At 38.4% G+C, this 12,460-nt stretch carries 14 protein-coding genes; 2 read left to right on the forward strand and 12 right to left on the reverse strand.

Annotated elements, in window-relative coordinates; all coding sequences use genetic code 11:
* The 5 genes from BAU16_RS11675 to rhaB form a co-directional block, all read right to left on the reverse strand.
* The coding region (locus BAU16_RS11675; protein ID WP_161527141.1) for an iron-containing alcohol dehydrogenase at window positions 1–397 on the reverse strand (397 nt) is incomplete at its 3' end.
* A gap of 64 nt (window positions 398–461) precedes the next feature.
* Window positions 462–773, reverse strand: a complete 312-nt coding sequence (rhaM, locus tag BAU16_RS11680) for an L-rhamnose mutarotase (RefSeq protein ID WP_161527142.1) — start codon at window positions 771–773, stop codon at window positions 462–464.
* Between the two features lie 11 nt (window positions 774–784).
* A complete protein-coding gene (gene rhaD, locus BAU16_RS11685) occupies window positions 785–1,609 on the reverse strand; it encodes a rhamnulose-1-phosphate aldolase (RefSeq protein WP_161527143.1) in 825 nt (274 codons plus the stop codon).
* 52 nt (window positions 1,610–1,661) lie between these two features.
* A complete protein-coding gene (rhaA, locus tag BAU16_RS11690; protein ID WP_048603581.1) occupies window positions 1,662–2,915 on the reverse strand; it encodes an L-rhamnose isomerase in 1,254 nt (417 codons plus the stop codon).
* Entirely contained in the window at window positions 2,912–4,360 is a 1,449-nt protein-coding gene (rhaB, locus tag BAU16_RS11695; RefSeq protein ID WP_161527144.1) for a rhamnulokinase, read from the reverse strand. The genes rhaA and rhaB overlap by 4 nt, the downstream gene beginning before the upstream one ends.
* Window positions 4,361–4,497: 137 nt before the next feature.
* Here rhaB and BAU16_RS11700 point away from each other — a divergent pair, with 137 nt between their 5' ends.
* Window positions 4,498–5,367, forward strand: coding sequence for an AraC family transcriptional regulator (locus tag BAU16_RS11700; RefSeq protein ID WP_048603582.1), 870 nt, complete (start codon window positions 4,498–4,500; stop codon window positions 5,365–5,367).
* A 41-nt stretch (window positions 5,368–5,408) separates the two neighbouring features.
* Here BAU16_RS11700 and BAU16_RS11705 read toward each other — a convergent pair whose 3' ends face one another.
* Window positions 5,409–6,299: an AraC family transcriptional regulator gene (locus BAU16_RS11705; protein ID WP_237579245.1), complete on the reverse strand. Its 891-nt coding sequence runs from the start codon at window positions 6,297–6,299 to the stop codon at window positions 5,409–5,411.
* 173 nt (window positions 6,300–6,472) lie between these two features.
* On the opposite strand from BAU16_RS11705, the gene BAU16_RS11710 reads away from it, so the two are divergent.
* Complete coding sequence (locus BAU16_RS11710) at window positions 6,473–8,026, forward strand: MFS transporter (RefSeq protein WP_161527145.1); 1,554 nt, start codon at window positions 6,473–6,475, stop codon at window positions 8,024–8,026.
* Window positions 8,027–8,157: 131 nt separating this feature from the next.
* Here BAU16_RS11710 and BAU16_RS11715 read toward each other — a convergent pair whose 3' ends face one another.
* From BAU16_RS11715 to BAU16_RS11740, 6 genes are all read right to left on the reverse strand, one after another.
* Window positions 8,158–8,982, reverse strand: coding sequence for a sugar phosphate isomerase/epimerase family protein (locus BAU16_RS11715; protein ID WP_161527146.1), 825 nt, complete (start codon window positions 8,980–8,982; stop codon window positions 8,158–8,160).
* 125 nt (window positions 8,983–9,107) lie between these two features.
* On the reverse strand, window positions 9,108–10,214 hold the full coding sequence (gene bglB / locus BAU16_RS11720) for a beta-galactosidase BglB (protein WP_161527147.1): 1,107 nt from the start codon (window positions 10,212–10,214) through the stop codon (window positions 9,108–9,110).
* Between the two features lie 178 nt (window positions 10,215–10,392).
* Entirely contained in the window at window positions 10,393–10,860 is a 468-nt protein-coding gene (locus BAU16_RS11725) for a hypothetical protein (RefSeq protein ID WP_161527148.1), read from the reverse strand.
* Between the two features lie 47 nt (window positions 10,861–10,907).
* Window positions 10,908–11,693 (reverse strand): Cof-type HAD-IIB family hydrolase, encoded by a 786-nt coding sequence (locus tag BAU16_RS11730; protein ID WP_161527149.1) that lies wholly within the window; start codon window positions 11,691–11,693, stop codon window positions 10,908–10,910.
* A 122-nt stretch (window positions 11,694–11,815) separates the two neighbouring features.
* A complete protein-coding gene (locus tag BAU16_RS11735; RefSeq protein WP_048603589.1) occupies window positions 11,816–12,028 on the reverse strand; it encodes a hypothetical protein in 213 nt (70 codons plus the stop codon).
* Window positions 12,029–12,069: 41 nt separating this feature from the next.
* Window positions 12,070–12,291, reverse strand: coding sequence for a helix-turn-helix domain-containing protein (locus BAU16_RS11740; RefSeq protein WP_048603590.1), 222 nt, complete (start codon window positions 12,289–12,291; stop codon window positions 12,070–12,072).
* Window positions 12,292–12,460 lie beyond the last annotated feature (169 nt).

Raw genomic sequence — 12,460 nt, forward strand, 5'->3', positions numbered from 1 at the left:
GTAAACAAGGATTTTTGGTTTCCGCTACTCCTTCCAGACTGATGACGTCAGAATATTCCGGATTCGTTGCGATGATTCCGATTGCTTTGGCCGTATCAATAGGAGAGCCGCCACCGATCGCTACGAGACAATCTGCGTCTGCTTCTTTAACGAAGGCCACGCCTTCCTTTACATTATCAATAGTTGGGTTAGGTACAATTCCGTCATAAACAGTGTAGGAGATTTCTGCTTGGTCCAATAAGTCCGTTACTTTAGTGGCAACCTCAAATTTTATCAAGTCTTTATCGGTGATTACGACTACTTTTTTGAAGCCACGAGTCCGGATCTCATTCGGAATCTCAGCGATTGCCCCTTTCCCATGGTATGAGGTTTCATTCAAAATCATTCGGTTTGTCATTTTTCTTCCTCCAATTGTGTGTTTGTTCACAAGATTTTATAAAACAAAAGAATAACTCTTTTGTTTACAGGTGAAATACCGGAATCAAGTCTTTTGTGACTGGGGAATCATCTGGATTTGTTTCCATGATATCTGCCATATAAGCCCACCATTTTTGGTTGATGGCGGTAGCAGCGGTTTGCTGCCACCGTTCCTCCTCTTCGATCTCTAAATACCCAAAAAGGGTACTGGTTTGCGGATCTAAAAAAATGGAATAGTTTTTAGCCCCATGTTCTGTTAACATTTTGCGCATTTCCGGCCATAATTCGTTGTGTCGTTTTTCATACTCTTGATGCTTATCGGGATAAACCTTCATACAAAAGGCTTTTTTGATCATTTTAGTCCTCCCTATTCTTCTAAGTAGCCTGCTCTTGGTTTTACTCCAAAGGCATTTGCCAATTGCCATAGCTGCTCGTCTGTGATCGTTTGTAAGATTGGTCCTTGCGCTTTGACATAGGTATAAACTTGTGCGGCTTTTTCAGCCGTTTCAATTAAACCGAAGACCTCATCCATATTTTTGCCGGCACCATAGATTCCATGTTGTGGCCAAAGAACTAAGCGGGTTTCTTTCATTTTCGCTGCTGTTGCTTCCCCAATTTCGTTGGTCCCCGGAACCATCCAAGGAATAATTGATACTCCATCTGGAAATACAACTAAACATTCTGTACACATTTGCCAAAGGGTGCGGGTGAATTTTTTTTCATCCAATTCATGGGTAAAACTCATTGCCAATAAATGGCTGGCATGGTTATGCATAACAATACGATGCTCTGGATCAACAGCCAATCGAGAGATATGACTCATTAAATGGCTTGGTAATTCACTCGTTGGTACTGCAAAGTCTTCTAATCCCCATAAAAGATCAAGGGTTTTTCCATCTTCTGCAATTCGAACAACGCCAATATTTTCTGACGGTGCCGTACAAACATTTTTGAAATATTTTCCAGAACCTGTCACGATGAAATACTTTCCGATCAGTTCGGAAGCATCAAAAATCATTGGAATCTTACGGATCACTTGCGTAACATCCAAAAACGGTGTGACTTCTTCTTCTTTTAACAAATAAGAAATATTGCCGCCATTACGTTCATCCCATCCCAGACGATACAAATTTGCGGTAGTTTCCATCATTTCTTTAACGAAGGGTGCTTGTAAAATATCAACTTTTTTCACTAGTTTTGCTCCTCTTTCATACGAACTTTCCTAATAGAAAATTTCATTTTGTTTATCTGTTGGCCAATACATCTTTTTCATACGCTTGAACTTCTGTCAACCAATCCAAGCCAACCGGCACGTTGTTTTGATAACAGAAATAATTCCAGACAGCTGCCGAAGGAAAATCTTTTAGTTCTTCCGTATAGGCCATGCGGGAAGTGAAATCAAAATTCAGTTCCATCTCCTTTAACTGATCGATTGGTTCTAACATTGCTTTTAATAATGCTTTTTGTGTATTCCGTGTTCCAATGACCCAAGCCGCAATTCGATTAATCGTGGCATCAAAAAAATCTAAGCCAATATTGGTTTTTGCCAATAATTGATTGCGAACCAGTTCTTTACCGATTTCTTGCAATTCATCATCCATAATTACCACATGATCACTATCCCAACGAACAGGTCGACTGACATGTAGCATGATTCCTTTACTAAACAACGCCAAAGAAGAAAGCTTATTGGAAATAACTTCCGTTGGATGGAAATGTCCTGCATCCAAGCAGATCAATTTATCCCGAGTCAACCCATAACCCATATAAAATTCATGAGAACCAACCGTATAGGCTTCCGCCCCTAAACCAAACAGTTTGCTTTCAACGGCATCTTGGGTGTATGCTTCATTGACTTTTTCGCTAAAAATTTCATCCAGCGAGTTCATCAAACGTTTTCTAGGGGTATAGCGATCGATTGGATTGTCTTTCATTCCATCTGGTACCCAGAAATTATTGATACAAGTTTGTCCGGTTTCTTTTCCAAAATATTCAGCAATTTTCCGACTGCGTTTTCCATGCTCGATCCAATAGTCTCGAACTTCTTTATCGGGATGAGCCAGCGTATAGCCATCCTTCATCATTGGATGAGAAAAGAACGTTGGATTGAAATCCAGACCAATTTCTTGTTCTTTTGCCCATGAGACCCATTTTTCAAAATGTTTTGGCTCAATTTCATTTAAATCCACCGCTTCATCTGTATCCAAATAAATCGCATGGAGATTTAATTTATGTTTTCCGGGAATCAGCGAATAAGCTTTTTCTAAATCTTCCCGCAATTGGGTTGGCGTATGAGCAGCACCGGGATAATTTCCCGTTGCCATGATTCCCCCAGTCAATTCTCCTTCAGGATTAAGAAAACCGAGGACATCATCTCCTTGCCAGCAATGCATGGAGATTTTTACATCCTGCAGTTGTTTTAGCGCAGCATCTGTATCCACACCAATTGCAGCGTATTTTTCTTTGGCTTCTTCATAGCTTTTGACTACATCTTTCATAACTTTGCTCCTTTGATAAGTAGTTGTTTTTCTTCAGATAATGGTTCAGGGAAAAAGGTTCGACAAGGAAAAGATTCCTTGATCTGCTTACGTGCGGCTAGAACTGAGGAAAATTCACCAACTGCTAACATTTGCATCATGATATTTCCAATAGCCGTCGCTTCTCCCGGTCCGGCAATTACTTCAATCTGGCCGCAATCGGCAGTCAGTTGATTGAGAAAGGCATTATTGGACCCGCCACCGACAATATGCAATTTTTCCAGCTTACCGCCCGTCAATCGAGTAATTTTTGTTAATTCTTCGGCATAACATAGCGCCAAACTATCGTATACACAACGGGCAATAGCCCCTGGTGTTTCAGGTACTTTTTGTTGCGTTTCCCGACAATAGGTTTGAATCGTCTCAATCATATTTTCGGGATTTAAAAAACGTGCATCATTCACATCAATTAAGGATTGAAAATCGGATTCTTGGCTGGCTAACTCAGCCAATTCAGCATAGCTGTAATGATAATTTTGCATCCGGGCGACTTCTTGGATCAGCCACATGCCCATAATATTTTTCAAAAAGCGAATAGTGTTGTGAGCTCCCCATTCATTGGTATAATTTGCTAAAAAAGCGTCCTGAGTGACATTAGCCACCGTTGTTTCAACACCCAATAACGACCAAGTTCCACTGCTAATATAGCCCCATTCTTTTGACTCTGCCGGCGTTCCTAAAACAGCCGAAGCAGTATCGTGACTAGCGACACTGATAAATGTCGCTTCTGGTAAGTCGTACTCTGGAAAGTGATCTTGTTGCAACGAACCCAGAATCGTCCCGGCATCAACTAATGGCGGAAAAAGTGTTTCCGTGATTCCTAGTAAATGAAGTAACTCCGGTTCCCACGTCTTGGTCCCAGCATTTAACAACTGCATGGTGGAAGCATTGGTTTTCTCCGTTACCATATTTCCAGTAAATACATACCCAAGGTAATCTGGAATCAATAATAGTTTATCAGCTTGCGCCAATTTTTCTTTTTCCTCTACAAATAATTGAAACAAGGTGTTGAAGGATTGGATTTGAATCCCAGTTTGTTCGTAAAGTTTCGTCAACGAATAATCTTTAGCAAACGCTTCGACTGCTTGGTTCGTTCGCGGATCCCGATAGGCAATCGGATCGCTGAGCCGCTTGCCTTTTTTATCCAACAGGCAATAATCGACTCCCCAAGTATCGATTCCTACAAAACAATTAGTGATCCCTGCCTGTTTGACTTTTTCTAAGCCTCGCAAAATTTCATGAATCAAGTAATCAATTTGCCAATAATCATATCCGTTTTTTGTTTCAAAGCCATTTTTAAATCGATGAATCTCGGTCAAAACTAGTTGATCGGTGTCATCCCGTTGGCATTGCATCAAGCGTCCGCTGGAAGCACCGATGTCGATCGCTAGATATGTATTTTTCAAAAAATCACCTCTTTATTTAGAAATATATAAAACGCTGTCATTTCTTAATAAAACAATAATAAACCATCTGCTTGTATTTTACTTCACACGATTTTGGTATATACTTGCACTATCTTGATAAAGAAAAGAGGCTCTTTATGGACTATTGGGAAAAAGCGAATCATTCGTGGTCTGCCGATTCTAGCCGCGTGATTTTGACTCCTTCGCAAAAAAGCAAGGAATTATTCTACTATATTCAGGAAATTGGCCATTTTAAAGCAAAGAAACCTTACTTCACAGAACGAGCAAACCTTCCTTCCTATTTAGTGAAATTTACATTAAGTGGGCAAGGGCAGCTTACCTATCATGGGCAAGAGCAACCCATTGAAGCAGGAGATGTTTTTTTCATTGACTGCAAAGAATACCAATTATACAAAACAACCAGTGAATCCCCATGGGAAATGGATTGGGTTCATTTCTATGGGGGAAATGCTGCATTATTTTATCAGGAATTTGTCAAAGACGGACGCAATGTTTTTCACACGCTACAAGATCCCCAAAAAAATCGTCTGCATCAATTAATTACAGAAATGATTCATCTGCAAACTGCTGCCAACGCTAGAACTGATTTTTTAGTTTCTGTTGCCATACACGAACTGCTAAATGAACTGATTTTACAAAAATATCAATTGGACTTTAAGGAAGAGGATATTCCCTCTCATGTTCATCAGCTACAGCGCTTTTTAGATGAGCATTTTCGTGAAGCCATCACTTTACAGCAGTTGGAATTGCACTTTCTTTTGAATAAATTTCAGCTGAGTAAAGATTTTTCTAAATATATCGGTATGCCCCCCATTGATTATTTGATTAGTAAGAAAATTTCCTACGCCAAAGATTTGCTTCGTTACACGGAATTTTCAATCCAAGACATTTCTTTGGAATTGGGGATTGAAAATTTTGCCTATTTTAGCCGATTATTTAAGTCAAAAACTGGGATGTCTCCAAGTACTTATCGCAAATTAGGATAAAAAAAGAGCGGTTTTCAACCGGCTCTTGTCTTGGTTCGTTTTCAATCTTCATAATGTTTAAAATGAATCTTCTGGTTGGACTCATCTCGCTTGATAAATTCTTTAGGGGTCAGCCCAAATTCTTTTTTAAAGGTCTTCAAAAAATGAGGATAGGAGGTGAAGCCAGCTTTTGAGTAAACTTGACTTGAATTTTTGTATTCTTTCAGTAGTTGCTTCGAATAAAGCAATCGTTTTTTTAGTACAAATTGATGAAAGGTAATGCCTGTATGTTTTTTGAATTCACGGGTGATATAGTATTTACTGACAAAAAAAGTTTTTTCCATTTCTTCAAGGCTTAATGCATCTGTCAAATGGGTAGAGATATACTGTATTATCTGCTCAATTCGCTCATTTTGTACAATAGTATTCGATTGATTTTCACTTTCTTCTTTTTGAATGAGTTGATTCAAAAAAATCATATAGTCAATCAATTTTTGTTCATACTTTATATCGGAGCCATAAATAGAAGCATCCGGCTTTTCATCAATAAATGACAATAATTCCTTTAATTTCTGAGGATCGGCTTGAATGATTCTACTCTTATGGTTCCCCAAAGGCTGAAAACAATCCTCCAAATTTGTTCGTTTCGTTGAACGACTTGCCAAAAATTGAGGAGTTAGAAAAATATATACCCGTTCAAATAAATTTGTATTTTGTTTAATGATACGATGCAAATCATTGTAATGAATCAGCAAGACTGTTCCTTCTGTCACATTGAACTGTTTTCCTTCAAGATAAAAGGATCCCACACCTGAAAGTGTCGTGTGCACTTCATAAAAATCATGGGAATGGTAGATCGTTTTTTCCTGACTGACAACGTCTTTTACGTGATAAATCTCATATTGATCAGAAATCATTGTATTAACTTGTGATGCTTTCTTCGGCTGAGTCATCTGACACTCTCCTTCTTATCAATTATTTAATTAACAATTTTTGACAATTATACTACAAAACTAGTTATATTTTTTGAACTTTTTTCTTGTTATACTCTGTGAAAATAGTAACAAATATAAAACAAATGAATGTAAGCGTTATTGAATTTTGTAGTATATTGGAGGAAAAAAAGATGCAACAACGAATAGTCAAATGGTACAACTACTTAGCATATGGAATGGTCGACTTTCTTGGAGCAGGTTCAACTGCGCTGACCAGTGCATGGCTGTTATTTTTCTACACAACTTTTTGTGGATTAACCGCAACACAAGGGGCCTTGATCTTCGCCTGTGCACGTTTTGTCGATGCGATTGCAAGCCCATTAATGGGAATCATTACGGATAATTTTCATAAAACGAAAATCGGCAAGCGTTTCGGCCGTCGAAAATTTTTCATTCTTCTAGGTATCCCCCTTGTTTTAAGCTACATGCTTTTTTGGATCAGCGGACAATCTTTTTTCTACTATCTTGTGACATATGTAACATTTGATGTTGTCTACACAATGGTCTTAGTCCCTTATGAAACATTAGCCTCTGAAATGACCCAGGATTATAAAAAGCGAACCATCTTCTCAGGATTACGCTTGTTCTGTGGTCAGGTTTCTGCCTTTTTTGCAGCCTTTATTCCAGGACGTTTGATAGCGCTTCTAGGAAAAGATAATTCTCTTTCATTTCTCTACGCAGCAGGCATTTTTGCGGCCGTATTTGTGGTAATTTTAATTTTCCTCTATATTTTTACGTGGGAACGTCCCTTGGCAGAGATTGAAGCGATTCAACCAGTTCAATCCTCTACTCCGACAAAATTATCTCTTGGTGAAAAGTTCCATAAAATCTATGTTGATCTCTTTTCAACCTTCAAAATCAGAGCCTTTCGAGTACACATCTTGATGTATCTTGGTTGCTATATTTCTCAAGATATCTTTTCACAAGTCTTCACGTACTTTATCGTGTTTGCACTGGCTTATACTGCGATTACTGCTTCAAATATTCTAAGCGTAATTTCTATTGCTTGTATCGTGGGGGTCGTTTTTGGAATCTTTACGATTTCAAAATTTAATCCTGCAGTCATTTACCGTCTCTCGATTCTTTTCTTTGCCGTAGGTGTTTTAGGATTTCTCGCTGCTTTCTTGTTGCCTAGTGTAAATCAAATGTGGTTCTTGATGGCATCCGGTTTTGTCAGCGGTATCGGTCGAGGTGCATTGGCCTATATTCCATGGAATATTTACAGCTTTATCCCTGATGTTGACGAACTCGTCACTGGTCAACGGCGTGAAGGAATTTTTGCCGGAGTGATGACTTTTACCAGAAAAGCAACCCAAGCCTTTGCTGTATTTTTAGTTGGAATCTTGCTTGATTATTCTGGTTTTGTTGCAAAAGCAAGCGTGCAAAATCCTCATGCTGTCCAATCTATTGTAGTGATTATGGTCGTCGGTGTTTTCTTCTTTCTTACTTTAGGAACGATTGCGTCATTTAATTTCAAATTAAGCAAAGAATCCCACGCACTTTTATTGAAACAAGTTGCGGCATATAAAAAAGACACAGATTATCAAATGTCCCCTGAAACTGCTGAAATCATGAAACAACTGACTGGTTGGGATCGTGAACACTTGTGGGGTCAAAATGACGTTGGGTTTGAAGCAAGACAAGCTTATCGTCAAACGCATCTATTGAAAAATTCTACTAAATAGTTCTTCCATTCCCCAGTATGACTAAGTAAATGCTTTGTTATATTGGGGATTTTTTTGATTACTTTCCATTGACAAAAAAATACCAGCAATCCTTTGATGGATTGCCGGTATTTCTCGTATTTCTGATACTATTATTTCAATCGTTCCACAGCCCGTTTGATAAAATCGTCTTTTGTTTCTTCCAATACAACATAGGAAAAAGGACGCTTTTCCTGAACAATCTTCGAGATAGATAAATAATCAATCACTCCTTCACCTAAAGGAACCGGGATGATCTTACCATCTCTTACGCTAAAATCTTTTAAATGAACCGCAACGATTTTTTCTCCAAAACGATCAAAAGCTGTTCTTACTAAATCAACTTGGGATTGATACGTTTCACCTGTGATTAAGTTTGTAGGATCAAGAACAATTCCTAAGTAATCCGACTCAATAGATTGGATTAATTGCTCCACGCGATCCAGTGAATAGATTGGATGATTAAGTCCCGGCTCGATTCCGATGACCATTTTATGCTTTTCTCCTGTTTTTACAAGCCGACGAATAACTGCAACTGTCTCAGCAAATGCCTCATCCGTAAAATTTTCCTCTGTGTATTGAATCTCTGGCAACACACATCCTGTCTCTGAAGCAACCATGGATGCACCAAAGTATCTTGCATGACGGATATAACTTTCAAATTTTTGCAGTAATTGTTCCCTTATTTCCAGATTGGGGTGAATCATATTGATATAACAACTCAAAATACCTACTTGAACATTTTTTTCAGCTAATGTTCTTTGAAAATAATTTCCCATTCCTGGATTGATTTCTTTGGTTCCAGAAGGTAGCTCTGGAAATGACAGCCCTAGTGCTAATTGAAGGGTGGAAATTTTTTGTTCCTTCGTTTTTTTTGCCAACTCTGAAACAGAGTTGATGTTGGACAAATCATGCCCACGAATTGCAAGATTTAACATTGACTCACCTACTCCTCTTAATTTAATACTAGTTCTATTTCTTACTTTCGCACAAAAATAAATACAAAGGTGTCCGTTGATTCATAATATCGCATTACAAATCAACGGACTACTAAAATTTTATTTTAACAATAAGAAACGAGCAATTCTGTTAAACACAACACCGTCAAAGATTGCCCGTACGGCATGGCAGTAAGTCCAATATTCCGATAAAAGTCAAGGCTGTCTCCCATGCCAGTACCAATGGAAACATTTTGAACCTCTCCCGTTTCATCAATTTGTTCCAACAAACCTGCAATAGCACGATAAGCAACGTCCTTATACTCTTGTGGTAGATATCGTTTGTGGACTGCTTTTAAAATACCATACGCAAATCCGGCAGTTGCCGAAGATTCAACATAAGAGGAAGGATCATCGATCAATGTGTGCCAAAGTCCATTTTCCGCTTGGTATTCTTTTAATGCTTTAACTTGAGCTTCCAGCGTTTTAATCAAGAATTTTGCAAACGCATCTTCTTTTGGTAATTCTAAAATCTCGATGATTTCCGGAATGGCAATCGTTAACCAACAATTGCCTCGTGCCCAAAAAGCTTCCGCATAATTATGGTTTTCTTCAAATGTCCAGCCGTGATACCATAATCCCGTTTGTTTATCCATTAGATACTTCACATGGATCATAAATTGATAACGCGCTTCTTCGAGATATTCTGGTCGATTCAACAGTTTCCCGATTTTCGCTAATGGCAAAACAGTCATCATCAAGGTATCGTCCCATAATTGATTTTTGTTCTCTGGACCGTATGTTGCATGCTGCAATCCCTCTTCCTCTGTTCGAGGCATGTCATGCATCACCCATTCTGCCCATTGCTCAAGGTATGGAACATAGCGAGAATCCTTCGTATCTTCATAAAGATAGGCCATCGTAAGGAGGGGTGCCATCGTGTTGACATTTTTAGGTGGCGCTCCTTCGATCATTCGATCTTCAAACCATTGTTGCACAACTGAGTAGGCTTTTGGATTTTTTGTGAGTTGGTAGTTTCGATAGATTCCGTATAACCCTACCCCTTGTGGCCAATTCCAAACAGTCCAGCTCTTGTCATCCACCTTTAACCCATCAAAGTCTAATAAAAAATCTCCTGCTTCATCTTTGATTGTTGTCAGATTATTGATCAATAAATCAATTTTTTCTTCCACCAATTCTTTTGGTACAAAGAGTTCTTCTTTGATAATCATTGTTTTACCACCTTTTTAAATCGTTTTCATTTATATGTGAACAATATAACAATAAAAGCTACGACAAAAAATACTCTATATTGAACAAAAACTATCTAAAATTGACCTATTTAACTTTCTAACACGAAAAAGCCAAATGAGGGTAAAAATCTCCCACATTTGGCTTTTTATTTCTCCACTATTCGATAGGAACTAAATCTTGACCGTATTTAGTCATCCATTCGGTGAATTCTTCGTTGTCAAAATGATAAGGCTGTTTCTCAGCTGCGGCTTTTAAATGTTGAAGCTGTAACGTCCAGCCTGCTAAGTCACGAGCAAGATTTGGAAAATCCAGAGGCGCATTTTCTTGAAATTTCACAGTTGTTGTCTCCTCGTCTCCAGAAAGCGCAAATTGTACTATCGCTCCTGCCCAATCAAATTGCAAACACTCTCTTTCTCGATACTGATACAATTTTAACGATTCCTTGTATCCTTCCGCCTCAAAAAAGAGTTCCCCAGATTCCGGTAAATTCTCTGCCTTTATTTCGGAGAACCATTGTTGGTACCCTGGTGTTGTAGTCAACAGTTGCCAAACAGTGTCCCGACTCCCTTGGATTTTTGTTTCAAGTTTAAGAATGGCTTCTTGCTTTGTCACTTCTAGTGTCATACCATTGTCCTCCCATTTCTCAGTGTAAATTATTTCTGCAAAAAAGTTCAATGAATCAATCCATAGTGTCTTAAGGCATGCAAAATACCGCCATCTGTGTTACTGCGTGTAATAAATTCAGCGGCTGCTTTAGTTTCTGCAACCGCATTTCCCATTGCGATTCCATGGGTAACGGCTTGTAGTAGAGTCACATCATTTGGTCCATCCCCAAAGGCATAGGTTGGAATTTCTTGGTGGCCTAAATAATGAAGCAGATGGGTGATTCCTGATTTTTTATCAATTCCTTTCTTGACGATATCGATTGCCATTGGAACATTTCGATAAAAACTAAACTCTCGAAACTGCTCCTGATATAATTTATCATGCGCTAAATTATCTGTCAGCGCTAAAATCATATGGACATCTTCATGATGATGCTCCTTCGGTAAAATCTCAGGAAGTGGAGAATGAATCATCCTATACCCCTTCTTCATTGCTTCACTATGACTGGTAGCCCAAAAACGATGCGCATTATACAGACTTAGTGCAATCTGCTGTTCTTGCGAAAATTGGATAAACCGATCTAATAGAGGAATCGGAATTTTTTCCGAATAAATTTCCTTTCCTGCAATTTCAATATATTGTCCATTCATGGCTACGATACTGTCAATACCCGAATAAGCCATAATATCTTCCACCGCACTCACAGAACGCCCTGTCGCAATGATTGGCAAAATTCCCCTTGTTTTCATTTCTTGAATAGCAAAAATAATTTCTTCTTCAACTTGATGCTGATTATTTAATAGCGTGCCATCTAAATCAAAAAATAAGACGGCTTGAACCTTTTCCGGCATACTAGTCACCTCTTTTGAATGATACCCATTATACCACGGAGCATGGGTGACTATCCTTTTTGGGGGATTATTAAAAACCGCAAACAGATAATAAAAGCTGTTTTGCGGTTTATTTGTATTAATTAGAAAGTTTTCCTTCGTAGATTTTTTCTAGCAGGGTTGGCTTGCAGAACCGAAGAATCTAAAATCAGATCCATTTCATCAAATCGTTCTGCCCATTCGAGCAATTTTTTTTGGTAATTTTCATCTGTTCCTACAAAGGAATGATACCAACTCTTGAACTCTGTGATCAGTTTCGCCTCTTTTTGACTTTTTATCGTTATTCGATGCTCCATTCGATTCCTTCCTCCTGAAATTTGTTCCTCGTTGATACATTTTACGCTATTTTTTTGTGGGTATCAGGAATGAGTTTTTTCATGGAAACGTCTAAGAATAGAACCAGATTGTCTAAATCACAAATCCGAATCCCATGCTCATCAAATTCTCCAGTAGCATACCATTTTTCAAGTTCTGTCTTAGAAATCCCCGTATGGTTTGCTAACTCAGTCAAGGAATACCCTTTTTTATCCGTTACTTCTTTCAGTCGTATGCGCAACATTTGATTACTTCCCTTCATTTAGAAACGCACCACTACTCTCTATTTCTATTATAGCGCTTTCTTTGTTAATAATCGACTCTTCACTTATAAAAAAAGGCTCTTTGTCAAATAGTGTTGTTTTGAATTAAATCTGGAAAAGAGAGCATTTCGGTGTTCTCTTTTTTTGTTA

This window comes from Enterococcus sp. JM9B, assembly GCF_009933265.1.
Taxonomy (GTDB): domain Bacteria; phylum Bacillota; class Bacilli; order Lactobacillales; family Enterococcaceae; genus Enterococcus_C; species Enterococcus_C songbeiensis.